The following is a 25,082-nucleotide window of genomic DNA, read 5'->3' on the forward strand; positions in this document are numbered from 1 at the left end:
CCCATTAAACCAACTTCCAGTTCTGCTATTAGACGATTCACTACTCATAATAGGTTCACTTTTTCAAAAAAATATTTTTAATAATAGATCATTTAAAAAACACCACAAAAAAAAGCATCCGGTAAAGGTGCTTTACTTTGAAAATCTCTGACTTTATTATCTCATAAATATGTTTTAATAACTTAATATTAATAGAAATATACCTACCGCACGCTTCAACGATAGCCCCCCTAAAAACCAATATCGCAACAGTACCGTTGCAGTAATCAGAATCAAGGCTCTATGTTACAATTTGCCAGACGGCAAGGCCTAAAAAGAAAACGAGTATTATCAATGTGAACCAAGAGTAATAGTTTTTCTTGTCACTTATTATTTTGTAAATAAAGAATATCAAAACGCTTATTAACAACGCCATTCCCGCTATTGCCAGCAGCATATAAAGTACAAACATAATAAATCACCTCACAAACTGCATTAACACCACATTAAACAAACTACTTTTACCTCAAGTTTTTCGTTCATTCCCTCTTTTGAAATTACCTGTTATCTTCGCCATTATTAATTGTGCTTCCGTTCTATTATCCGCAGCTCTAATTCTCTTTAGAAATTTCTCTGCGTCTCTACCTTTTATAATTTTGACTTGGCTACCATTATAATCCAAAAAGACTGTATTATCTTTCGTCACCCGATAATTAAAAGGTTCGTCACCTAAACGATTTCTTTTATCGATATTGTCCATTATTTCGATCACCCTTTTCATATTAGTTGAAGATGAAGAGTCTTTCAGAATTAAAGATAGCCCATTAGATTTTGATTGCTACGCTTTTTATAGATTCTTAAGTTAAACTGCTAATCTATTTTTATAAAAAAGATGGCGTATCCCACTTGAATCAAAGCACACCTGAGTTCAACAACTTCTTTAAATCAATTCTTGTATACGTTTTGTTATAAGTCGCACCATCCTCATGATAAAAAATGGCCTTTTTCAGATATGGTTCTGAAATTGGTTTGAACCCGTGTTTGCCAATTAATTTTATCATTTTGGGATTTTCTATCGGGTCAACACTCACAAATAACTCTGAATAACCCAGATCTATTGAAAGTTTTTCTCTATACCTATCGCTTGCCCAACAATCCTTTCATTATTAACATGCTGCACCGTTATAACAATAGGAAAAAGCATTTCCAGTCGTTCAGGAAACGCATCGTTTAATTGAATAAGGACAGAACTATTGCAGCAACTTCTTTAGGTTTAACATCAATTGACGATAATCTATCTATATCTACCCACATTGGCAAATAGGATCCTTTGTTCTTTTTGTCTTGGTACTCTTCACCTTTCCCAGTACCAAATGTTCCATTAATGATGTCGGATAAGAAAAAATATTTAATTCCGTTGAATTCAACTTTTGCTATGCATTCATTGATTTTCACTTTTACTCCCAATTCTTCAAGCGCTTCTCTTTTCGCTGCTTCTTCTGGTGTTTCTCCATTCTCTATGCCACCACCAGGAAAAACATAATAAACGGTGCCATCTCTAATTCTTTGTATTAGCCCAACCTTATTATTTTTGATTAGCACCACTGAACCCCTATCTCGCATACCCGCTCCCCTTAAACTACTAGACTTTATTACTTAATAAATATTTAATTTAAGAAGCGTCTCAGCTTCCTTTATACCATCAACTAACCAAGAGGGAGCTTTAGGATGGTTCACGATTTCATCAGTAGTCATCCAAAATACCGCGTCTACTTCATCAGGACTTTTTGCAAAAGGCTCACCAGCTTCAAACTCACAAAGAAAAACAATATCAACAACTTCACTTCCATCATCTAAAGTGAAGGAGGTATTCCTTACATAAGAAACCTTTTCTTTTACCTTTATTCCAACTTCTTCAAACAGTTCTCTTCGCAATGTTCTTTCTAGAATATTTATTGAATTACCCTCATTTTCAACAGTTCCTCCTACAAGCGAAAGTTGTCCACCTGCGTGTGCTTCTTTTACACTTCGACTAATAATTAACCATTTATCTTCTCTATAAACGGCTCCTTCAACATTGATATAAAACACAATAAACCTCCTAACTAGTTGACTTTCAATTACTGTATAGCCTTTTAAAAAATCTGCGAAGTTAGTTCATTTATTCTTTACAACAAAAATCGAATTCACTTATGTTCTGGCTCGTCCATTGAGGATACTCTCTTAAGTTGAAATTGCTAATACTCGTTTACTTCTTTTTTATCGGGAAATGCAATAAGAAGTCGGACAAGCGTCGTTCTAACGGAGAATGAACTGTCGAATACATTTCGAACCCGTAGGAACCAGCTTGTTCATACTCTGATTTAGTTATCCATTCATACAACTCCCCATAAGCACTACCAGCATTATCGATATCTCCTTTGTATTCTAAGACGGCATAGGTCGCTTTAGGAAGCTCATACGAGATCATACCTACTGGAGGTTCCACATTTGTATTAACTTCTACGCCAGCAATCCATGTAAAAAGGTCAGTATCTGGATTGTAATTGGGAGGGTCAATGAAAATCCCATAAGTTATTGGAAGACCAATTACACCCTGAATCTCATTCAGTCTCGCATTAAACGATTGTTGGAGTTTTGGGATTATCATTTGTTCTCTAGTATCTTGTAATAAAGTTTCTAGCTGCATTCCTATTATTCGAGTTTGTTTTCTTTCAATAACGTTAATCCTCATCTGTCCATCTCCTTTTATTTAAAATTAACAAAACACTAGTTAAGGAACCAAAAAACAGATTGTTTTTCATTTTGTTAAGATTCCTTCTGAGTTTGATCAAACCATTGGAGAGCTTTTTGTTCCAATTCCTGAACGAATGTTTTTTTTGCTGGACTATATTCACTCGTGTTTTCAAAACATTGAGCAAGATCCTCTTTAAATCTACTGTATCTTCCTACTTCTTCTGGATGTAAACGAAGATAGTCTCGCAATAGTAAATGCCGTTCAATCTGAGGGTTATCAAATTGATAGAAATGTATATGATGAGTTCTGTTTTCTCCACCTTTTCGAAATAACCTTCTACCAGGTATGCCCCATTCTCCTGCAACATCATATCCAAGGGTTTTCATCTTTTCGTCATACGTGTCAATTTTCTTAATATCTTTTACGATACACATCATATCAATTACAGGCTTTGCCTTCATACCGTAAACGGATGTACTACCGAAATGTTCGCACCTTATTAGTTCCTCCCCAAAAATGGTTTCTAGAAATTGTGCTTCATTTTTAAACATGTGAACCCAATTTGCACTATATTCAGTAAGCCGGACTTTCATTTATACACCCCCATATTGACCTACGTTTTTACTCTTGCACCCATTAGCTCAATAAGAAAATCCTTAATCAAAGAACTCCATATGTGTTTTTTCTTGCTTATAGTAATCTACTCTATCTTTTAAAGTACCTGTATGGAACTCAAATTTATGACCGTCTGGATCAGTAAAATAAATAGATTTTTTATCCCTTTTATCTCTCGGGCGACTAGATACGATATTTACATTCAATTCCTTTAATCTATCGTATATTTTGTCAAACTCAGCTTCCTCTATTGAAAAGGCAATATGCGTGTACGAATGATGGATTTCATTACGAGGGATGTCTTTTTCTACATTAAGAGCAAGCCACATCCCATTTAAATCGAAGTAAGCAGTTTCTCTACCCTTTACCAATAATTTCGCCTCAAAGACTTTTCGGTAAAAATTAATAGAGTTTTCTAAATCCGTAACTGAAAATAAAAAATGATTGAGTCCTTTTATCAACATCATTCATCACCTCCTAAGTAATTTTATTATTTGAAGTAACCTGCCCATTACATTTTGTTTAATAACTTCAACAAAAAAGTGCCTTAATCCTTCTTCGATCAACGCACTGTTTTCTTTTTATTTAATTAAACCTTTTCAAATTCTCCACGAACAACCCGACTCATATCAATAACATTAATCATTTCGTTATATAATTCTTCAATCCGCTGATCTGAGTCGACTTTTTCCATGACGATATCGTGATGTTGCTTATTAGTAAATGTTGAAATTGAGCACATCAATGTTTCGTTTTCATGTAGCTCAACTGCCCCATTCATTCCCTTACATCCGTATATAGCATCGATGAAAGTGCTTTGGTAAGTTTCATCCTCAATAGCACCATATTCCTTGTATATAATAGAGGCTTTTTTGTTAATTTCTACAAACCGCTCCTTTTCCTGTACTAAAACTGGATATAAATATATGACATTGTACATAGTATTCTCCTTTCTTCTTTGCTAATAGTTAGTCCAATCTTCAACACTAGCACGCGTTCTCTTATAAAAATTCAAGTAAAACATTTCTAAAAAAGGATAATCAATACGTCATCTAGAATTAGAATAAAATAGGAGGGATAATATGGAAAATCAAGTTTGTGTTATTAGCATTTACGTGCCAAATTTAAAAGAAGCAATTGAATTTTATACGACTACTTTAGGTTTTGAATTAAACAAACAGTATGGTCCCAAGATTGCATCACTTGTACACGGAGATTTACCACTTGTTTTAGAGGAGAACGAAATTGCAACCTCTAATCACGTTAGTTCAGGTGTTGTTTTAGGATTGCATACAAAAGATATCTATGAAAAAGCTACTTTCTTAAAACAGAAAGGAGTTAATTTGATCGTAGCTGAACCAACTAATTGTCCTCCAGGAAAATATATTAGTTTTAGAGACCCGTTCGGAAATATAGTAGAGTATATTCAATTTCAAAATATTTAACAAACGTAGTATAGTTCAACATAACTGTTGGACTTTTTTTGTCTTCTTTATTAACTAGACTGCTTCGTTATTCTTAGATCAACGCACTCTCTCGTTCAACAAGACTCAATATTTTGTTTGTTTAATGAATCTATAATTACAGGTAACTCCGACAAATCATTAAGGATGGCATCTGCTTCCACATGGTCCCATTGAAAATCACGTTTCCAGATTCCTTTCATTCCAATGTTTTGAGCAGCTTTTACATCATTCATAGGATGATCTCCTATAAATATGCCTTCATGAGGTAAGATTTTAAGATTCTCTAACGCTCTGATAAATAGTTGAGGGTCTGGCTTTTTAATTCCTTCCCATTCAGATACTAAGATTGCATCAAAATATGCTTCAATACCCAAGGCCTTAATATTATCCATCTGAAACTGTCCGTAACCATTTGTAATCATACCTAAAACAAAATCGTTCCTTTTCAATACTTCCAACATTTCAATAAGATTTGGAAAAGGAACACAGTGATTCTTAAATTCTCTTATATAATCTTGCAGTAACTCTTCCCAAGTTATATCGGTAATAGCAAATTCATCAACTAACTGTCGATAAACTTTATCTTTCCAAACATACCCATGGTTATCTAACTCAATAAATCGTGACACATACTTCCCTTTGGGAATAAGACCTACTATTTTATATAACCTGTCATACTGCCTTTCAATCCTCATCGTTAGTTCAATAATTTCACTAAAATAGGCGATAATCCTTCTTGGTTAAGCCAACTACTACTTATTTATCTCGTAATACAGCAGCTAAAAAAAGATATACATATAGAGAAAATCCTACAGTTACGAAAAAAATAGTCCTTACAATTAATGGAGAAACACCGAGAGACTCAGCAATTCCTGCACATACTCCAAATAGGTACCGATCAGTAGTAGATTTAGTGAACTTTTGTAGCATTTCAATCCCCCTTTTAAAGTCTTGCTTTATAGACATACGAAAAAGAGAATAAAAAGTTTCGAAATATTCAATCTCATAAAACTAATTTGGTACATTCGTTTAACTATATGTATCAATCAAAATATACAGGTTCATCTGGATTATGCAGATGTTTAAATGCTAGGTGAATTTGTGATTCTGTATTTCTTGCTATCGATAGTTTTGGTAGTTCATTTTCTGCGAAAAATTCAACTGCATCTGTCTCAATGCTTTCTTTTGGTTGCCCACCAGTGATTTCACATAGTATGAATATTTTATAAACGTGATATGGAGAAGGTGGATGGGGATGGCATTTCTTGTCAAGTACGGCTATTAATTTTATCGGTTTAACATCAAAACCTGATTCTTCCTTTACTTCCTTGACTGCAACTTCACTTGGAGTTAATCCAATATCACCCCATCCTCCAGGTAACGACCAGTCACCATCGTTGGTTTCCCTCACCATTAGTATCTTACCTTCCCTAAATACAACAGCCCTAATATCAACTTTTGGCGTTGCATACCCTGTTTCATTTGCAAATAGTTCTTTTATACTTGTTTGGTCTATATTTGTATGCTTTGCCAAAATTTCAACACTAATATTGCGAATTAATTCAAATCTTTCTATATCATAAACATCTTTAGAATAGGTAAGTCCTGCCTGTGCAATGGATTGAAGCTGTTTTGCCCATTCTAGCCATTTAGGTTCCAATTACTATTCACCACCAATTGCCATTTACCTAATTTTACCTTATTTCTATTGAAAACTAAACCTTTCCTTATTCTATTAATAAGATACACAACGCACCCGTTCAATCAATAAGAATGAACAGATCTTAACTCTCGGCCAACAAAACTAGAGGATACAGGTTGTCGGTCCAATTCTCGCGACCATACTGAAAGTTGACCGATATGATGGATTTCGTGTGCAATGATATGGTGCAGTATATCATCCACCGTGTATTTCGCTTCATCCCATGGGACACTGACAACCTTTTCCCTTAAGTCATCAATATTTGTTTTTAAAAATTCAGCTATTTCATTCCGTAAATTAGTTGAAAGAGATTTAACCTTTTCAAGTGTATTATATTCATCAAACTGAAATACAACATCCTCTTTCCCCTGAATGCCACGAATCCAACTATATTCCACATCAATAATATGAAAAAGTGTAAATAAAATAGTTCCTACTCCACCTCTACGCTCTTCTAACAACTCATCAATTGTTAGTTGGTTACACCAGTCAAACCATTCGTCTCTTACCTGCCAGTTATATTCAAAAAATTTAATCACTGAAAACACTCCAATTACAGATCATTTTTAAGCAATGAATAAACATTCGTATCATGTGCCATTCCATTTTGATACATATACTTCCTCAAAACTCCCTCTTTTTGAAAGCCAATTTTAAGAAGAAGATTATTCGACGCTTCATTTTCAAGAAACACAACTGCACCGATACGAGTTAAATCCATAACATCAAAACCATATGAAAGAACTGTATTTACAGCTTCAGAGGTATAGCCCCTTCTCCAGTGTTCTGGATGAATCTCGTAACCTATTTCTGCTCTTCGATGTTTTGGCATCCAAGCATTGTAACCAACTGTTCCAATTAAACCTTTAGTGCCTTTGCGTTCAATTCCCCATCGTATTCCTTTGTTTTCGTTATAGTTTTTTGAAAATAACTCTATTAAATTCTCTGCTTGTTCTATGCTTTGAAAGGATTCTTGTCCATAAAAACGTGTTACATCGTTGTTTGAAAAACAAGCAAAAATATCAACTGAATCCTCCTTTGTTATTTTCCTTAATAGTAATCGTTCAGTCTCTAATACTGGAAACATCTAATCTCTTCTCTCCCTTATCGTTTCATAGTTATCTATTCTTTTTTTACATATCAAATACCTTTAAATTTCAAACTCTTATTAATCAAAACTGCTTCGTTGCTTCAATAAAATTCAACAGAAAGAAGCGTTAATCCTTCTTGGATCAACGCTACACTTTAACTGAATAACATTTTTCTCTGATTATTTATTCAAGCACATACTTATAGAATTTTTTATCTACCTGTAGCACTGGGAAATTTTCAGGCAAATCATCAAGACCTATACGTATAAACCCATTTTTTTCATAAAATCTATGCGCCGCTACAAATTGGGGAGTTGTCCCAAGAAATACTGCTTCGATAGTACGTTCTTTTGCCCATTTCATTGCAGCACCTAATAAAAGACTTGCAGTTTTATATGTTGCTCCTCGATATTCTTTATTTACAAACATCTTCCTCAATGCTAACTGATTATTCCCTATGTCTAAAAGACTAATTGTGCCAACTACATCTTTATCATAGATAGCCACCCAGAAGTTACCATTCCCCGTTTGATAATACTCTTCTATGGTGAACAAATCGGGTTGATCATCCTTTGTTATACTTATATTGTATTCCTGTTGCTGAATTTGAAGAATTAAATCTACTACTTGCGCTTGATTCTTATAAGAGTATTCTTTCACAATAGGACTGTTGTTCATCAATCACACCGCCACAATCAAATTTTTATAGAAACCATTCCCCTTGGGCAATTTTTTCTACTTTTCCTCCTACATATACTTTGATTTCGCCATTTTCTTCGCTTGCTTTTAAAAACAATAATGATGGTCTTTTTATTTCATATCCTTGTTCTACACGAATATTAATTTCACTTTTATCAAAATACCGATATTTAACTAAGTAAGAAGCTAAACAGCCATTAGAACTTCCTGTAGCTGCATCTTCTGGAATACCAAAGTAATCCGCAAAATCACGAACGTTTACATCATTATCAGAATGATAGGTTTCAGGAGAAAAAACCATTATTGCTTTTGCATCGGTAGTCTCAATTAACTCATAGTATTTATCTTTATTTATTTTAACCTTCTTTACTGCCTCTAGTGATTTTAAAGGGACAATAATTACTGGGAGTCCTGTTGAAACCTCTTGGATTGGAAATCTATCATCTATGTATTCTTTATCAATATTTAATACTTCAGAAACCTTTATTGTATCTAAAATACGTCCAAATGTCGGGTTGTTTTGTTCCATCCACAGTAATTGTTCCTGATTATCGACCGATACAGGAATCTGTCCAGCTTTAACGTTTAAAATCAATTTTTCAATGGGTTCCCCAATTATTTCATTTTGAATGATATATGCCGTCCCCAAAGTCGGGTGTCCAGCAAATGGAACCTCTTCATTAGGTGTAAAAATTCGAACATCATAACCATTATCAGTTTTTGAATCTGATAATATAAACGTAGTTTCCGAATAATTTATTTCCTTGGCTATTTGTTGCATGTGGCTACTCGAAATGTTTTGAGCATTCTTAAACACAGCAAGCTGATTCCCTGTATATTTACCTTGTGAAAAAACATCTACTATTGAAAAATTAATTTTGCCCATAATACCTATTCCCCCCTACATATCTTCCAACTTATAGGATTAACGCAGCAACCCGTTTCAGTGCAATAAGAGATTTTATATATCACTAATAATGTGACCTTCATTCTCTAATACGACTTTTGCCTTTTCGATAGAATGGCTTTTAATCAGTAAGTAATCGGTATTATATGTTGAAATTGCAAAGATACTGATATTATTTTCGGCTAATGGATTTGCTAATGAAGATAATATTCCAGTCAAGCTAAAGTCCAATACTCCCTCAACTTTTATACACTTCCAATCGTCTTCAACATCTATAAATGATTCATTCATAGGGATACATTCAGAGGAACACACAATAGACAATTCTTCATCTGTTCGGGTAATAGAAAATACATGGGAGTTTAATGCCCACAATGGTAATGTTTCAGTTGGGGGAAGTTTTACAACGGAAAAAGTTAAATCTAAAATCTTTAATTGCATATTTTATTACACTCCTTTTAGAAATTATACCATTTATTCTATTAAATTCTTGTTTCACTACCTCCCTCGTTCGTAAAGTAAGACAAATCAAAAATAATGACATCAAACCTACCTTAGGACACCTCAAGTCAGTTAAAGTGAAACAATTTTTTGTCGACAAAAAAGGATTGGAATTTTCTCCAATCCTTTTTCTAGTTTCTTGTTGTAGCCTGCTCAAGTAACTTTTATATTTTAATCCATATAGTCAAATATGAAGTATAGTCCCCAATCTTGATCGTTGGACCATGGGTCGTAGAAATCACCTTTTATTCCATTCACTGTATGAGGGGTAAGCTTTGCACATGAAGCACTACCATCTATTGAAAATAGATTTAACACACCACGAAGAGAAGACTCTGCTTTTTTATAGTATTCACGATCATTTGTTATTTTTGCTAGATTTAGAAATACACGTCCCGAATAAGCACTCCAATAATGCGGAAAAGTATCGCCATATAATCTATTCTTCCCGAACCAGTATCCATCCCAATGTCTTATTGCCGTTTCATAAAGGTGATAATCGGGTTGAAGTCCATTAAAAAGTTCTAAGATCTCCACATGTTTTTTTGCTTCAGTAAGAAACTTTTGATCGTTCGTTACTTTATACAATTCTAGTAAAAGATTTGCTGCAGGTGCTACAATGGTCTGTTCAAAGTTCACTTCTGATTTAGGATAATTGATTCCATAAAGAATGATTGTATTCACATGTTCTTCAAAGTGGTGAAAAATCTCATCTCTTTCAACGTTTAATTTCGCATCTTCTAGTAAGTTAAGCATTTCAAACATTGGCAATTCAATCGGATAAAAATCTGCTCCACCTTGCTTGTAGTATGCCAATAAAACTTTGGACATGTCCTCTAAAAACCTAACGTCCTTCCATGTAAGATATAACTCCTTGAAAAGGACAGCCAACCAAGAATAGTTATATAACCGGTGAATATCGTTATTCCTTTTTACATCGTTAAATACGATGCCTGTCTTTTCATCATAAAGCTCTCTTCTGATGTACTTAATATACTTTTTTAAGCTTTCTTCCATTTGCACATTCTCATTGTTTCTTAGAAAACGAGCAAGTAATACGCCCATTCCAACCCTTTCCCTGCCCCCATTATGATCATGATAGTGAGAATAATAGATTTGTTGATCTTCATTATCGTATATAAGGTAGGCACCCTCTAAATGGCTATTCCTTTTATGATACTGTTGCTTATTTACAATAAAGTCACATCTATTTAGAGTAAGTTTTTTAAGATCAGGCAGTACAAGAATCTTTGCTTCAGTTGTAACACCATTAATACTTACAGAATAGCAATACTCACCAGGTAGCAAATCTACTTCTCTAATAGTCAACATATCGTTTTCTTTCTGATATTCAATTGGTTTTCCATCTCGCGAAATGTAAACTTCTTGGTTAATTAGACTTTCATGATAAGAAATTTGCACATGGATTTCTTCATGTTCAAATACGGTGTAATTTTCAGCATGTATATGTATGTAGGTAGGATATGTTAATAGTTTATTATAAAAATCTTTTTTACCTTCGTGCCAAAATAGTTCCCATTCTATACTATACGATTCGCCAGGTGCTAATTCGAAAGGAGCTACGTGTAATATAATGTCTCCCCGATCATTACTAATTAAAGATAAATCGCGCTCAATACTATATGATTTGATACTTCCCTTTGTTAGGATTAAACCTAAATGAGGAGCTTCCCCTCCCATTCTTAATCCCATAATATAACTTACTTCACCACCACACCATATGTGAGCGTGACATTTTTTTACAGTAGAAACATCTGCTGACTCATAATTATCATTAAACGTTGTGTAGATGGATGTATCCCCTGCTTTTGAAAAAATATCAAACTCCGTATTATTCGTAAACGTGTATACCTCTCTAAGGGTGTTATGTTTTGTTAAGCACCGATCAACTGTTGTATCTATCCCTTTAGGTGCTTTAATCGTTCCCCAGAATTGTGTTCCTTCCACCCAATTCATCTTATAGGGATCATCCTTATGGGTTATTGAACTTATATACATGTCTTCCTTGTATTCAATGTTAAAAGTACTTTCTATTATCTCATTCATGGAACGTCCCTCCACTTATATTTATTCATCATTACCATTGCTTAATAGCTTGATTTGATTATATTAAAACCACATTCTCAATTGCATATAAAATTCAGTCTTTTTCAATTGAATTTCAGTCTAAATCAACCCATATATACAACCAAAGACCTAATATTAAATATGACTTAGATCTATTACAGAAATTCATTCATACTGTATGATATATATATAGAGAGGAAAGTAATGGAAATTATTAAAAAATAGCGGAGGCCTGATTATTTTTATTAATGCTGTTTTCGCAAACGTTGTTGATACTGACAAATTGATTTCCGCTCCAGCTGGACTCTTTCCATGGGTATGATTATCATATAGCAACAATCTTTTTGGAAATGAGTCTTTATTAATGACGAAGAAAGGATGAGTATATGGAAATGCTATCGTTCTTGATGGATTAATTAAGATATTGAGACAGCCCTCTTTGAAAAAGCTACTGCCCTGTAACTCAAAGACGACGGAAAATATTAATATAGATTTTTTTGAGGAGATGATTTTATGAAAAAGAACATATTACTAGGTTTAATTCTTTTTGCTGGTATTGCGTTATCCGGTTGTTCCGGTATAGTAGAAAATTCTTTAGACTCAAATGACAAAGCCGGTCTTGAAATTGCTACTAAACAAGATACCGGAAACGGAAGTATGGAATTAGTAAACTCAACAATTACTACAAAAGATAATGAGTTGGAGATTATGACTGAGGGAATTGATGAAGATAAAATAACTTTCATCTTCGTCGCCAATGAAAAAGTATTGGAACAAAGGATAAAAAATAATGAATCATACAAACTTAACATTAAAGATATCAAAGATGCTCATCGGACCGACTACAAGCCAAAAGTTCAACTTATTCAAACGAAAGATGATACTGTAGATGGAGACGTAGTAACCTTTAAACAGGTTAGGTATACAGTTAAAGACTAGTTTATCGTGGTCGAAGTACAAAAGACCCTAAGCGGTGCAGGGTTCCAACTATTATAAGTAACCATATGAAAAACCCTCATTTTAATTGAATGAGGGTTTGTTGTATTTTATGATTAGTAAAGGGTTCTTGTAATGGCTTTGGATAAGACATTAATACAAGTAAAGCCGGGTTTTGACCATGCGCCAACTTACTTTTCGCATGCTTTTATGCAATTTTTGCCTCAAAGCGATGCGTATGTGGATAATTTTTACAATTCATTCGACTTCCACACCTGTTTTTACCTTTTCCTGGATTTTGCGCATACTTTTAGATTATTAAACTAGCTGAATGCATGCGCAAATTTACTTTTCGCATGCTTTTATACAATTTTTGCCTCAAAACGATGCGTATGTGGATATTTTTCACAATTCACTCGACTTTTACACCTGTTTTTACCTTTTTCTGGATGTTGCGCATACTTTTAGATTACTAATCTATTTAATTGCATGCGCAAAACGCGTATGCTGAAGTAGCTGCTTAGCTTTTTTTCTTAACCTTATCTGTTAAATTTGTTATTTCCCTAAATACTAGAGTCAGTGATTACTTTAAAGCATCAAACGGTAAAAAGGCATGAACTCCCTTTGAGGAATTAACAATTTGTGTTACGCGTAAATCCACAACCATTGTAGCGTAGGCATAGGCTTCTGTTCTAGAAATATTATAAACTTGTGCCATTAAATCTAACATATCACTTAATGCCAGCCACATTGCTTCATCTAGATCCTCATGAAACGCCATCGTGATCCAGCCGTTTTTCGTCTTTGCTCGTGGTCTATTGATTTTCATATCATTTCTAACTTGAAAAGTGAGACTCACCCGCTCCATCGGACATTCTAATGCAGGGCCAGCCACTTCACCGTCACCCTGAACAGCATGGCCATCTCCGGTAGAAAAAAGGCCACCATGAACAAACACTGGTAAATATAAAGTACTTCCAGCTCGAAGCTCTTTACAATCAATATTTCCTCCGGTATTTCGGGGAACGATGGTCGAGTGTTGTCCTTCTTCCTTTGGCGGCATCCCCATAATGCCCATGAATGGCTGTAATGCTACGCTGTACTTAAAATTCCCAAATTGACTTGTTCCTACCATTTTTTCAACATCCAAATCAAAATCTAGATATACTTCCTTCTCCTTATCCAATCCAAGTTTTTTGTTCCAATAACTCGGAAATCCACCAGCTGAAGTCCACCCCCAAGTACCTGGCACAATTTCATTAATGTTAATTTCTAACGTATCTCCCGCTTTAGCATCTTGAATATAAACGGGACCAACTAACGAATGACCGAATTGTTTAGTTTGTCGTTCCTGTCGCAGTTTAGTAAAACGCTTTCTTGGCGTTCCTAAGGTAGAACGTTTTTCTAATCCCCAAGCTGAATCTAAGGTTCGAAAAATAACTGTGTCTCCTGAACAAATGGTCAATGCAGGTTCTAAATCTTTGCTGAAAAATCCATGCAAAGTGTCGGGAGTCGGCTCCAACTTATAAATTTTAGCCATAGCTCTAACCTCCAAAGTTTAAAGTGTTGTTGAATGAACGAATAGTTGAAACTATTTCCTGGTCTAGACACATGTAATTGGCCTACTTAATAATCTACGCTTTCTGATTTAATTACAGAGTAACACATTTTACTCCAAAGAGTAAATTAGATTATTTAAAAATATAAATTAACAATAAAATTAACCGTAATAAAATTTATCGAGGTTTTAGTTTATAGGATTAATCTATAATATAAGGGCTTATTTATTTTATAAAATAATCATCTATTTTTAAAAACGAAGCCTACATCTTCTATTTTACTTCTTACCTGCTCCGTTACTTCAATGGTGTTAAACATAAAGAAGCGTTGATCCATTTTGGACCGACGCTATCGATGGTTTAAGTGATACTAGAAATTTACAAAACAAAATCTTATGTATAGATATCATTAAACACCCAATTTTTAAAAGATTGATATTCCTGTTCTTGTAATGGCTTCGGATAAGACATTAAGACAAGCGAAACCGGATTTTGCCCTTTTGCAAGTGCTGGTTGGACATACCCCCACTGACTAAGGTGAAAGCCATTTCGTTCATAAAAACGAGCACGTCTTTTTTCAATTTCCCCCTCTGGTGGTTCAATTTCAATCACGATAGGCTTTGCATGTAGCTTAAGAAATTCTTGGAGTAGCTTCGATCCTAAACCACCATTACGAAAGCTTTCTTTAACGGCAAAATGCTCAAGGAAGATAAAATGTGGTCCTTCCCATGTCGCAAAAAAGGCAGCGATTTCATGATTCTTTTCATAAACATAAATTTGATAATGAGGATTGGAAAGTAAGGCACGTTGTGTTTGGTAGGGCCTATATTCATCACTTGGGAAAGAATCCTCAAACATTTGATACAGCTCTTCAAATCGATCCTCTTGTAAAATTGATAACATATGGTTCTCCTTCGTGATACTTGTGAAGACAAGATTATAAGGTGGTATTTCCCTATTGTAGTTGTTAATAGATAGTAACAATCCTGGGGATTTTCCTTCTTTCGTTTAGTTTTTCATGAATTATTACTCCTGCAGGATAATAAAGTATCCGTAAAAACATCATTCACTTAATATAACTATTGTACTTCTCTAATTAAGTAAATTCTTGAAGTTCATTTAATAATTCATTTTACAACAATAACTCTACCCATCAATACATAAATGAATAATTTAAAGGAGATTTTAAAAAACTAAAAAAATAAAGGAGTGATCATCATGCTTGCCAATTTTTTCAGGATTTTTAACGCAGTAATCCTATGGTTAATCGTATTATTTTTTCTACCTAAACAGTCATTTAAGAGGTTTTTACCTGTCACTTTATTTTGCTCATTTTTATTACTAACTGTAGAAATGGTAAGCCCAATCTTTAAATGGTGGGTTGTAAAAGGTGGGTACAAATATAGGCTATTTGATGCATTAGCTTTTATTTTGGGTCCCTTTTTTACATTTAACTTATGGGTATTTCATTTTACATTCGGTAAATTCTCTTTATATGCCCTTATAAATCTAGTGATGGACTCTATTTTTGCGTATCTATTAGTACCTATATTCGAGAAAATTGGACATTTCAAACTCAAAAATTTCACTCCAACGAAAATGTTTTTGCTTTACTACTCATTTTCTTTATTAAATTATGGATTTCAAAAGTATTTCGAGAAACCCCTTTCCAAAGAAAATAAACCAATCATCTCAAAATAATTGCTTTGATACACCTAGAGTGTGGGCCATTATTGACACTCCTGCGAACCTGAAGAATTGTTTTTGATTACGTTATGGAGTTCTTCGGTACTTTTCTTTTGCTCTGTAGAGCCATGCCTTGATTTCCGTTTTGTAATTTCCTTGTATGAAATCTGATTGGTATTCCCCCATTTCTTCCAGGGAACCTTATCGTATTTATGGTGCTGGTAATACTTCCATGGATGAATACTCCCCGGCGCAAAATTATACGTGCCCATGTTTACCGAATCCGTTACCTTCTGACCCGACTCAGCATGATAGACAACTTCAAACCGACCATTTGCCGATATAAATTTTACATTATAAGCAGCATCATAATCACTTACTTCATACCGGTGATATCGAGCACTAAACAGCTGCCATTTGCCGCATGCCACTTTTTCAATCATTTCATTTAATTGTTCAGGCGCTTCTCCATATTGATTCAGTTCATTGCGAAAGTAATGAATCTCTTCCGTGATAGATGGGAGTTGTTTAACATGTTGATCAAACGTCTCAAAATACAGATCAAATCGCTTGTGGCCGTTCAATAGCTGTGGGTTCTCCGTTAAATCAGCCATCATATGGGTAAGGATTGCATGCGATGATATGGCTTTCGCTTTTTCATATGTATAACCGTTTCGATGCTTAGAGCGAATTAGCTCATACTGCTCTGAGAGCTCAGTAAAGTATTCCGCTGATAAAAATTCAGCCTCGATTGCTATTGGCACAATCGGATAGACAAAATCTTTCTCGAATCGATGGTACCCATATAATGACAATAAAAACAGGAATAAAAGAATGATGGGAACCATTTTTAGCGAGCGACTTTTGGGTACAATCCTAATTTTTTCTTCCTCCTCTTCTCTATAATTCAATCATTTTCTCTAGGTTCATCATAACGTTTGAATTTTTTAAAACAACTAATCCCACTTTCTAAATGACACTTCAATCATAAATTCATTTTCATGGACATTAGCCACTGCTTCTCCTCCTTGTTTGGTAACAAGTTGTTGTACAATATGAAGCCCTAATCCAAGATGAGTACCAGCTCGGCTAGAATCCAACCTGAATGTTCGATTAAAAATTTGTTGTAGTTTTGTTGCATTTATCTGCTCCACATCGTTAACTACCACTAACCATATATACCCTTCTTTTTCTACAAAACGAATGTTCAAATAACTTTTGGCATAGGTTAACGCATTTTGAATCAAGTTGATTACAATACGAACGGTTGCTTTGTTGTCCGCAAGAACAGCAGGAACTGAACTTTCTTCCATCTGTACCTTTATTTGTTCTTTCTCAAAATCTTCGTAGAACATTAGCATGGTTTCTACCACTATTTGATCTAGGAACTGCTTTTCCATTGTCAATTTCTTGTCCGAAGAATCATGTTGGGAGAGTTCATAAAATAAATCAACAATCATGGTTAGATTGTCGATTTTCTTTTGAATAATAGCTAAAAACTCTTTCCTATCTGTCTCAGATATAGACGGATCTGTTAACAACTCTGAAAAGCCTTTAATCGATGTTAAAGGCGTTCGTAAATCATGGGAAATATTTGTTATTTCTTGTTTTAATTCCATTTCTCTTCTTTCAACAGACTGTTGGTTATGTTTGAATAACTGAATCAGCTGGTTGATTTTCGAAGCAAATAGGGCCAAGCTTTTATTATGAGTATTTGTACGAACTAATTCATTTGTCCCGAAATTTTCACTGATTCTATCTAATTGTTTTGTCATCCTTTTGACATCCCAATGGAACAGCAAAAGCATGATGACAGCAACAATCAGTAGGAAAATTAGGATCATGATTATCAACCAGCTGCTCACTTTCATTCATCCCTTCACAATCAATCGATGTTTTTATTTGCGAACCTTTTTGCTCCAATTAACAAAGAAATCACAGAAATTATGATACCTACAGCCCAATATTTGAAATCGAATTGAACTGTATTATCCAGAAAACTCATTAAGTTATCATTTAACAATGTACTCGGTGCATATTCTCGTAACTCTCTTAAGCCTGAAAATGAACGAAAGACCCGCAACAAGCTATCCGAAAATCCAAAAATAAATGCAAGCACGAGAATAATGTAAACTTCTCCAACCTTTAGCATCTTCAACGAATGGGTTAAGAAAAATCCACTCAGTACAATTGGTGCCATATTAAGACACGCGATTAGAAAATTGCTCACCGACTGATTTTCACCTGTAAACAAACTCTCACCTAACACAATCATTACGATTATTCCAACAGCACAGAGTAGTAGAAAATAACTTAAAGTTAGGATTAACTTAGACCAGAAGATGGTGTTTCGAGAAATACCGAAAGATACGGATTGCTTTAGTAGAGATAAATCTTTACCAGTAAGAGAAATATTAAAGATGAGCCCTACGATTATAATAAGCAAACCTCCACTTATCACATTTGAATAGAAAAATTTACTAGTGGCGTATGGGAAATTAGGATCGAATTGATCAAAAAAATAAAGAGTCGCAGCAGCAGCGCTTATCAGTAGTAAACAAAGTAAACCTGTTACATGCGTCCCGTTTTTACGCAGTAGTCGATAACTTTCGCTTTTCATATAATTAATCATTTTTATTTCCCTCCTCCACTAATCCTAAGAAATATTCCTCTAGATTCAATGCCTCGATGCGAAACTCCTTCACCGTCACACCATTATCGACCAAGAGGCGATTAATATCTCCACTGTCCTCTACATGATTTTGGATAGAGATGACTTGATTAGGAAGGACCTTAAACTGGATATCTGCATATGCTCGTTCTACTAATTGTGCCACTTTCACTGCATCATTCACCGTTATGAGAATTTGTTTCCTACTCTTTTCTTCCAGAGCCTCTTTACTTAAATCTTCAACAATTACACCATCTTTGATAAATACAAAACGTGTTGCTACCAATTTTAATTCGGTTAAGATATGACTAGAGATTAAGATCGTTATATGGTTTTCCTGATTAAGCTTCATCAATAATCTGCGGATTTCCATAATCCCTTCAACATCCAAACCATTGATTGGCTCATCAAGCACTAAACAATCGGGGTTGCTTAATAGACAGAGGGCTATGCCTAATCGCTGCTTCATCCCCATGGAATAATCCCTAAAACGTTTTTTCTTTTGATTCGCTAGTCCTACAATTTCCAGTACTTCATAGATCCGCTTTTTGTCAACGACTCCCCGCTGAATCCGGAAATATTCTAGATTTTGAACGGCAGTAAAATTCGGGAAAAATGTTGGAGTTTCAATCATAAACCCCATTCTCTTTTTCTCATGCTCTATCTCTTTACCAGATTTCCCAAAGAGATGAATCTCCCCAGTTGTTGGCATGAGTTGGCCTGAAAGAATTTTGAACAAAGTTGATTTCCCCGCACCATTTTTCCCAATTAGTGCACAGATTTCCCCTTTTTTCAATGTAAAATCAAGAGGTTTAAGGACTTCATCCTCCTTAAACTTTTTTGACAATTGATACGTCTGAATAATGGTTTCCATCTTTTCGACTCCTTCACTGCATTTTGAGTTATTTCCAGTTTAGCTTAGAAGACTTTAAAATCCTTTAAGCAAAACATAAAGAAATCATAAAGAAGTCAGATAAGCATAAAACCTACTCCCCAAATGGTCTTAATATATTCTTCAGTTGTAATCTCAGAAATCTTCTTGCGGAGGTTAGAAACGTGGACACTGATTGTATTATCATCACCATAATAGGTCCCTTTCCAGATACTTTCATAAATCTCCTTTTTTGATACAGCACGCTCAGGATTGTTAATGAAAAATGTTAAAATATCAAACTCTGCATTCGTCAGTTGTAGTTCGTTCCCTTTTAACGTAATAGTCCGTTTTTCGGTATTCATTTTCAAATCGCGCCATCCGATTTCCGCTGACTGTTCCGGGTGTGAGCTTGCTTTTCGTAATTGCACTTCCACACGGACCATCACTTCTTCCTGATGAAATGGTTTGGTTATATAATCATCTGCACCCATTTTCAAGACTTGCACTTTATTTTCAATATCGACTTTGGCTGAAATGACAATGATCGGAATAGAACTCTTTTTTCTGATTTCCTTTAGCAGTTCTTCTCCACTTTTGCCCGGTATCATCAAATCCAATAAAATCAAATCGAACGTATTAGTTTGCAGTTGCAATAATCCTTCTGTCCCCGAATAAGCTGCCACCGGAACCATCTGCGCTTTTTCCAAAATAAAACTCAGCAATCTACTAATCTCTTGATCGTCTTCAACGATTAAGACACGTTTACCTTCAAACATAAGTATCACCCATTTTTTATATGTATCTTTTTGTACTAGTTCTAATGATTATAATTCATTATAACGTATTTCGTTTAGGAGAATATGGAAAATGTGGAGTGGAATATGAGTAGAAGGTAGAAAAGTACTACTCTTATAAAAAATAAAAAGGTAAATTACTTTAGTAGTTTCTAAGAATGACCAAAGTAGAGGGTAAGTTGCTCTTAGAAATGAGTTTGGGTGCCACGCAAAAAACCTCCGAATTCGTACTTAATTGTACATATCGAAGGTTTTTTATTGATTAATATTTCACTAGATTACTCATGGCAAATCTACTTTTCGCATGTTTTTAGCGAAATTTCGTCTCAAAAGGATGTGAATGTGGAGATTTTTTACAATTGTTATAGCTTCCATTCATGTTTTTACCTTTTTCTGGATGCTGCGCATGCTTTTAGGCTACTAATCTACATAAATGCATGCGCAAATCTACTTATCGCATGGTTTTAGCGTATTTTCGTCTCAAAAGGATGCACATGTGGAGATTTTTTACAATTATTATAGCTTTTACACCTGTTTTTACCTTTTTCTGGATGCTGCGCATACTTTTAGGCTACTAATCTACATAAATGCATGCGCAAATCTACTTATCGCATGGTTTTAGCGAATTTTCGTCTCAAAAGGATGCGCATGTGGAAATCACTTACAATTATTACAACTTCCACACCTATTTTTACCTTTTCCTGGATATTACGTATGCTTTTTGACTACTAATCTACTCGAATGCATGTGCAAACCCTCAGCTGAAATAGCCACTTTATAACAAGTACCTTAACCTATCTTTTTATCTTCCCATCATTTTCATTACCAGTTTTTTAGGCAGTTCATAATGGGCTATTACAATAAGGATATACAATTCAAATAACCAAATATTTAAGCCTAAGTCGTAATCCTCATTATTTATTTTCTTTTCGAATTCATTCATTAATCCGATTATTAAAGCACAGACAAGAAAATATAAATATTGGGTTAATACATAAACCCACTCTTCTTTAGGTTCCCCTATTGCACCAATCGCTGAAAATAATGTCACGACGAAGAACCATACGCTCAAGACTATAGAAATAATCAAAATAACAAATCGAACAAACCCAAAAATATATAACACGAGCGTTTTGATTTTTATCACCACCATATGTATGTAAATATCCTTTGCAACGGCCCATAATTCAAATTATTTGTTTGTTGCTTATTTTAGAACTCCTCTATTTTACACCACATTAAAAGAGGGTACTATAAGTCGTAATGTCTAAATTGGTATGAAAATGAAATTACCTTTCAATCCATATTGCTTTTGTATATGCTATTTGCAATCCCGCTCTTTCCATATTATTTTGACTGGTAGAGCCGAACCTTGCTTGGCCAACAACTAAATTACATTCTTGTAAATATGCTTGATACATACGCCTTTTTATTAGTGCATGGTGGATACCTTTATTTCGTAGATGGGGTAAGGTTGCTGCTGCAGCTAAAGTAGCGATACGATTTTTAATAAATAAAACTCCAATTCCAGCAGGTTCATTATTATAACTAGCTAGATAAAATGTCCAATGTTTGTTTTTATGTAGGATTTGATTATTTTGGGCTACTCCATTTTTTAAGAAGTGTGGCATTTGGAAACCATTTATATAAATCTCAGCAAAAATATCAAATTCATGTTCTTCTAGCTCACGGATGGTAATTTTTTTATTTAGGTCGCTACATTTTTCATTTGAAGTACAAGGAGTATAAAGAGTTGAATGGAAGTCATGATGATAAAAGCCAGCGTCTCTTAGGGAAGTAAGTAAATCTGGTGAGGTATGTGCTGGAGTTAACTCAAAGCGAGTAGGAATGTCTCTCTGCTTGTAAAAGTTTATGATGTGTTGTATTTGTTTTTCATCACCATCTTTCAACCCTTTAACCGTATTAAAAGATGGACCAGGTATGTTCTTTGCAGAAAAAGCAGTTGCATTCCCAAACTTTTGGATTTCAACCTCCATTGGGTTTCCATCTCTTTTTTGAATTTCTGTTAACCTAGAACGTAAAGTATCTATCTCTGAAATCTCCAATTTCTCAGCTAGGTCCTTAGTCATAACTACAGTCATTATATACCCCCGAATTATTCTACTTTGATATTCATATCGTTTATTACTGCATGTGCACTGTTCTGTTGTAGAACATTTTAATGATCTTTGGCATTCATTCGAAAGAGCATTCCAGATGCTCTTATTACAAGAAAGCCTATCAATGTACCTAGAGTATTTAATATAATATCGTCAACATCCATATCCCTGATTGGCAACAGTAGTTGGATGAACTCAATACATACAGAGATTAGTAAACCCACTAATCCAACTTTTAGTACACTATTTAATGTAGCGAATTTTAATGTAAGCATAGCCCCTAGCGGCACAAATAATATTATATTTCCAGCAATATTTCTTAAGGGAACCATAAAATAAGAATGGTTCATTAAGTCTTTTATACTTGAAAATGGTACAAAATTATTAGATGGTCCATATGTATGAGGAATACCAATCTCAATTGGGAAAATGGTCATTCCAATGATCCATAGTACACTTATCAAAAAAAGTAAATTTATTATTTCTTGCTTTAAATCAAATTCTATTTTCCTATACATAACGTTGATACCTTTGATAATAAACCATAAAACGATTATTACGATTGCTGGTAAAAGAAAGTATATCCTCAATTTCACATATCTCCGAATCTATTATTTTATGTATAAATGCGTCAATCATTTATTTAAGTTTGTATCAAGTTGCCCCGCTAGTGAAAATATCACTTATAACCTATCCATAAACGATAGTACATGTTCTTTCACTTTTTCCTTTTCTTCCTTTGTCATATTTTCTAATATAAAATGCTCTATATTTTCGTCTGGAATTAAGATTGTTGAAGGTTTCTGAACTTCTTCCTTACGTTCTCTACCATCTTCGGCTTCGGTAAGGTGAGATTTATTATAGATTGAATGTTTGATTTCTGTTCGTAAATAATTGCCTTCCTTATCATAAAAGTCCTCAATGGCTTTGATATCCGTTTCCACATGATTTTTACTTGCTTCTGTACTGGTAATTGCATTTACTTTCTTGAAACCAGTTGTTTCGAAAAAACCTTCATCGTTTTTTTCTGATGTTTCTGTAACAAATACCTCAATATGTTGAACTTTTTCCACATTGCCGCACGCACTTAAAAGGGATATACTTACAAAAAATAAACATATTGTTAGAAAATTCCCCTTCAAATCTACTCCCCCTTGTTAAGTAATTTCAAATCGGATAAGCGAATAGAGGAATTTTAACCTATTAATTTAAGATCCATTCGTCCAACGCCTCTTCAATAATGTTATCGGTAGTGGTAAATGGGAGCGTGTGATATTCCCAATCAAGGAAACCGTTTTTAAATGCTTTAGTAAAAAAAATCATCTCAAGTCTGTCTTCTACATAAACTTGTGTTAGATAAATATGGTTTCCTGCATATTTCGTATCAGTGGTAATGTCCGTTTTTTCTAACAGACTTTGACCGTTTCTTTCTCTTTCAGCATTGACTTCAAAGATATAGTAATCTGAATGATTCCTATTATTTTCTTGTAACTTCAAGTAAACTGAATCTGAGTTCACCAATATGATAACAACTGAGATTATAAGGACACAAGGTATAATAATTTTCTTCATAGACTACCCTCTTCATTCATTTTTGAATTCTTGTACTCTAGTGCTTCGTTACCATGATAATAGTAGAACGTTTACATAAAACTGAAATCAATATCATGACAAGTTTAACTTTTGATTTCATACATCGATCACCCTTTAGATTAATAGCAACTACAAAACCCAAGTTAGAAGAACTGAAATTATAAAACTTTGAATGAAAACATTGTATATCCTTTTTTCTTATCTGCTTTTCCTTTTGATAAGTATCTATTTACTATAAAGCTGATTATAGAGACTACAAGGAATGTGAATATAAAGGTTAGTACAAATTCGTAACCCATTTACCATTCTCCATTTATTTCATTTAACAGTATTCATTTACATTTACCTTAAATGAGTTATCGAACTAACCTGAACCGAAGTTTAATAGATTCGAACGTTAAAATTTCTAGAATCAGGTTTTTCATTTATTCCTTCTATGGTCAAATAGTTCCAGCAAAGCAGTACATTAGTGCAAAGATAAAAATAAATGTTAAGACTGCTCCTAATATATTTTGGTTATGAGTGCTTTTTCCATTCTTTAAGTTCTTCAAAAAAGTAGTAAGATTTAAAAACCATAAAACTCCTAATATCGGTACGACAAGTAAAAGTATTATTAACATATATTAGTCCTCTCCTTCCTCCCTATAAAAGATTGCCTATTTTACTCAATTTCTTCATAAAATGTAATTCTGTTTGAAAAAGGATCAACAACTGTTAATTCAATAGTATCCCAAGGTGTTTTTTCTATAGCTGGATTAGAGTAGGGATACTCTTTTTTTGATAAAGAAGAATGAAAATTTACCAAATCCTTTATTTTAATTCGAATAGCACTACCTGGAGAAGAGTCGCCATGATGTTCGGATAGATGTAAAACAGCATCATTTAAAGAAACCTGAAAATACAAAGGCATATTTTTTTCAAATTGATGTTTCCAATCAATTTTAAAGCCTAAGTATTTAATGTAAAACGAAAGTGTTTTCTCCATATCAAAAATTCGAAAGATGGGTGTAATCATTTAAACAGCACTCCTGTACACATTTGGATTAGAGGATCCCATTATTAAC

General features: G+C 34.1%; 32 protein-coding genes. 2 read left to right on the plus strand and 30 right to left on the minus strand.

Features of this window, described 5'->3' with window-relative positions; translation table 11 throughout:
- Positions 1 to 505 precede the first annotated feature (505 nt).
- The 8 genes from CZ490_RS06950 to CZ490_RS06985 all read right to left on the minus strand — a co-directional run bounded on the left by CZ490_RS06950 (position 506) and on the right by CZ490_RS06985 (position 4,271).
- On the minus strand, positions 506 to 739 hold the full coding sequence (locus CZ490_RS06950; RefSeq protein WP_077618220.1) for a hypothetical protein: 234 nt from the start codon (positions 737 to 739) through the stop codon (positions 506 to 508).
- Between the two features lie 151 nt (positions 740 to 890).
- The gene (locus CZ490_RS22610) at positions 891 to 1,040 is read right to left on the minus strand and encodes a hypothetical protein (protein WP_234987180.1); all 150 of its coding nucleotides are present in this window, start codon (positions 1,038 to 1,040) and stop codon (positions 891 to 893) included.
- A 169-nt stretch (positions 1,041 to 1,209) separates the two neighbouring features.
- Positions 1,210 to 1,602, minus strand: coding sequence for an NUDIX hydrolase (locus tag CZ490_RS06960; protein ID WP_077618222.1), 393 nt, complete (start codon positions 1,600 to 1,602; stop codon positions 1,210 to 1,212).
- 33 nt (positions 1,603 to 1,635) lie between these two features.
- A complete protein-coding gene (locus CZ490_RS06965; RefSeq protein WP_077618223.1) occupies positions 1,636 to 2,070 on the minus strand; it encodes an NUDIX hydrolase in 435 nt (144 codons plus the stop codon).
- A gap of 157 nt (positions 2,071 to 2,227) precedes the next feature.
- Complete coding sequence (locus tag CZ490_RS06970) at positions 2,228 to 2,713, minus strand: GyrI-like domain-containing protein (RefSeq protein ID WP_077618224.1); 486 nt, start codon at positions 2,711 to 2,713, stop codon at positions 2,228 to 2,230.
- Positions 2,714 to 2,787: 74 nt separating this feature from the next.
- Positions 2,788 to 3,309, minus strand: a complete 522-nt coding sequence (locus CZ490_RS06975; protein ID WP_077618225.1) for a GrpB family protein — start codon at positions 3,307 to 3,309, stop codon at positions 2,788 to 2,790.
- Between the two features lie 63 nt (positions 3,310 to 3,372).
- A complete protein-coding gene (gene fosM, locus CZ490_RS06980; protein ID WP_407639806.1) occupies positions 3,373 to 3,792 on the minus strand; it encodes a FosM family fosfomycin resistance protein in 420 nt (139 codons plus the stop codon).
- A gap of 128 nt (positions 3,793 to 3,920) precedes the next feature.
- Positions 3,921 to 4,271, minus strand: coding sequence for a DUF1428 family protein (locus tag CZ490_RS06985; protein WP_077618226.1), 351 nt, complete (start codon positions 4,269 to 4,271; stop codon positions 3,921 to 3,923).
- A 142-nt stretch (positions 4,272 to 4,413) separates the two neighbouring features.
- On the opposite strand from CZ490_RS06985, the gene CZ490_RS06990 reads away from it, so the two are divergent.
- On the plus strand, positions 4,414 to 4,776 hold the full coding sequence (locus CZ490_RS06990) for a VOC family protein (RefSeq protein WP_077618227.1): 363 nt from the start codon (positions 4,414 to 4,416) through the stop codon (positions 4,774 to 4,776).
- A 95-nt stretch (positions 4,777 to 4,871) separates the two neighbouring features.
- Here CZ490_RS06990 and CZ490_RS06995 read toward each other — a convergent pair whose 3' ends face one another.
- The 9 genes from CZ490_RS06995 to CZ490_RS07035 form a co-directional block, all read right to left on the minus strand.
- A complete protein-coding gene (locus CZ490_RS06995; RefSeq protein WP_077618228.1) occupies positions 4,872 to 5,492 on the minus strand; it encodes an HAD family hydrolase in 621 nt (206 codons plus the stop codon).
- Positions 5,493 to 5,553: 61 nt separating this feature from the next.
- A complete protein-coding gene (locus CZ490_RS07000; RefSeq protein ID WP_077618229.1) occupies positions 5,554 to 5,727 on the minus strand; it encodes a PspC domain-containing protein in 174 nt (57 codons plus the stop codon).
- Between the two features lie 112 nt (positions 5,728 to 5,839).
- Positions 5,840 to 6,457, minus strand: a complete 618-nt coding sequence (locus CZ490_RS07005) for an NUDIX hydrolase (protein ID WP_077618230.1) — start codon at positions 6,455 to 6,457, stop codon at positions 5,840 to 5,842.
- A 104-nt stretch (positions 6,458 to 6,561) separates the two neighbouring features.
- Positions 6,562 to 7,038 (minus strand): DinB family protein, encoded by a 477-nt coding sequence (locus CZ490_RS07010; protein ID WP_142255345.1) that lies wholly within the window; start codon positions 7,036 to 7,038, stop codon positions 6,562 to 6,564.
- 14 nt (positions 7,039 to 7,052) lie between these two features.
- Entirely contained in the window at positions 7,053 to 7,586 is a 534-nt protein-coding gene (locus CZ490_RS07015) for a GNAT family N-acetyltransferase (protein WP_077618231.1), read from the minus strand.
- 187 nt (positions 7,587 to 7,773) lie between these two features.
- Positions 7,774 to 8,268: a GNAT family N-acetyltransferase gene (locus CZ490_RS07020; protein ID WP_077618232.1), complete on the minus strand. Its 495-nt coding sequence runs from the start codon at positions 8,266 to 8,268 to the stop codon at positions 7,774 to 7,776.
- 25 nt (positions 8,269 to 8,293) lie between these two features.
- A complete protein-coding gene (locus CZ490_RS07025) occupies positions 8,294 to 9,175 on the minus strand; it encodes a PhzF family phenazine biosynthesis protein (RefSeq protein ID WP_077618233.1) in 882 nt (293 codons plus the stop codon).
- A gap of 75 nt (positions 9,176 to 9,250) precedes the next feature.
- Positions 9,251 to 9,637 carry an ACT domain-containing protein gene (locus tag CZ490_RS07030; protein WP_077618234.1) on the minus strand — a complete coding sequence of 129 codons (387 nt, stop codon included), beginning with the start codon at positions 9,635 to 9,637 and terminating at the stop codon, positions 9,251 to 9,253.
- 231 nt (positions 9,638 to 9,868) lie between these two features.
- Entirely contained in the window at positions 9,869 to 11,764 is a 1,896-nt protein-coding gene (locus CZ490_RS07035) for a hypothetical protein (protein WP_077618235.1), read from the minus strand.
- 534 nt (positions 11,765 to 12,298) lie between these two features.
- On the opposite strand from CZ490_RS07035, the gene CZ490_RS07040 reads away from it, so the two are divergent.
- Positions 12,299 to 12,724 (plus strand): hypothetical protein, encoded by a 426-nt coding sequence (locus CZ490_RS07040; protein ID WP_077618236.1) that lies wholly within the window; start codon positions 12,299 to 12,301, stop codon positions 12,722 to 12,724.
- 580 nt (positions 12,725 to 13,304) lie between these two features.
- Here CZ490_RS07040 and CZ490_RS07045 read toward each other — a convergent pair.
- The 13 genes from CZ490_RS07045 to CZ490_RS07115 all read right to left on the minus strand — a co-directional run bounded on the left by CZ490_RS07045 (position 13,305) and on the right by CZ490_RS07115 (position 25,033).
- Complete coding sequence (locus CZ490_RS07045) at positions 13,305 to 14,261, minus strand: acetamidase/formamidase family protein (RefSeq protein ID WP_077618237.1); 957 nt, start codon at positions 14,259 to 14,261, stop codon at positions 13,305 to 13,307.
- A 412-nt stretch (positions 14,262 to 14,673) separates the two neighbouring features.
- A complete protein-coding gene (locus tag CZ490_RS07050; RefSeq protein WP_077618238.1) occupies positions 14,674 to 15,183 on the minus strand; it encodes a GNAT family N-acetyltransferase in 510 nt (169 codons plus the stop codon).
- Positions 15,184 to 16,010: 827 nt separating this feature from the next.
- A complete protein-coding gene (locus CZ490_RS07060) occupies positions 16,011 to 16,877 on the minus strand; it encodes a hypothetical protein (protein WP_234987181.1) in 867 nt (288 codons plus the stop codon).
- Positions 16,878 to 16,922: 45 nt separating this feature from the next.
- The gene (locus CZ490_RS07065; RefSeq protein ID WP_234987182.1) at positions 16,923 to 17,810 is read right to left on the minus strand and encodes a sensor histidine kinase; all 888 of its coding nucleotides are present in this window, start codon (positions 17,808 to 17,810) and stop codon (positions 16,923 to 16,925) included.
- A 41-nt stretch (positions 17,811 to 17,851) separates the two neighbouring features.
- Entirely contained in the window at positions 17,852 to 18,598 is a 747-nt protein-coding gene (locus CZ490_RS07070; RefSeq protein WP_077618240.1) for an ABC transporter permease, read from the minus strand.
- Positions 18,591 to 19,511, minus strand: coding sequence for an ATP-binding cassette domain-containing protein (locus CZ490_RS07075; protein ID WP_077618241.1), 921 nt, complete (start codon positions 19,509 to 19,511; stop codon positions 18,591 to 18,593). Before CZ490_RS07075 ends, CZ490_RS07070 begins: the two co-directional genes overlap by 8 nt.
- Before the next feature lie 95 nt (positions 19,512 to 19,606).
- Entirely contained in the window at positions 19,607 to 20,287 is a 681-nt protein-coding gene (locus tag CZ490_RS07080; RefSeq protein ID WP_077618242.1) for a response regulator transcription factor, read from the minus strand.
- An 820-nt stretch (positions 20,288 to 21,107) separates the two neighbouring features.
- Positions 21,108 to 21,458 carry a hypothetical protein gene (locus tag CZ490_RS07085; protein ID WP_077618243.1) on the minus strand — a complete coding sequence of 117 codons (351 nt, stop codon included), beginning with the start codon at positions 21,456 to 21,458 and terminating at the stop codon, positions 21,108 to 21,110.
- Between the two features lie 136 nt (positions 21,459 to 21,594).
- Positions 21,595 to 22,407, minus strand: coding sequence for a GNAT family N-acetyltransferase (locus tag CZ490_RS07090; RefSeq protein WP_077618244.1), 813 nt, complete (start codon positions 22,405 to 22,407; stop codon positions 21,595 to 21,597).
- Positions 22,408 to 22,484: 77 nt separating this feature from the next.
- Positions 22,485 to 23,015: a VanZ family protein gene (locus tag CZ490_RS07095; protein WP_077618245.1), complete on the minus strand. Its 531-nt coding sequence runs from the start codon at positions 23,013 to 23,015 to the stop codon at positions 22,485 to 22,487.
- Between the two features lie 93 nt (positions 23,016 to 23,108).
- Complete coding sequence (locus tag CZ490_RS07100) at positions 23,109 to 23,567, minus strand: hypothetical protein (RefSeq protein ID WP_077618246.1); 459 nt, start codon at positions 23,565 to 23,567, stop codon at positions 23,109 to 23,111.
- 61 nt (positions 23,568 to 23,628) lie between these two features.
- On the minus strand, positions 23,629 to 23,997 hold the full coding sequence (locus CZ490_RS07105) for a hypothetical protein (RefSeq protein ID WP_077618247.1): 369 nt from the start codon (positions 23,995 to 23,997) through the stop codon (positions 23,629 to 23,631).
- A 682-nt stretch (positions 23,998 to 24,679) separates the two neighbouring features.
- On the minus strand, positions 24,680 to 25,033 hold the full coding sequence (locus tag CZ490_RS07115; RefSeq protein ID WP_077618249.1) for a glyoxalase superfamily protein: 354 nt from the start codon (positions 25,031 to 25,033) through the stop codon (positions 24,680 to 24,682).
- Between the last annotated feature and the right edge of the window lie 49 nt (positions 25,034 to 25,082).

Origin of the sequence: Litchfieldia sinesaloumensis (assembly GCF_900156865.1) — a bacterium.
Taxonomy (GTDB): Bacteria; Bacillota; Bacilli; order Bacillales; family Bacillaceae_L; genus Ferdinandcohnia; species Ferdinandcohnia sinesaloumensis.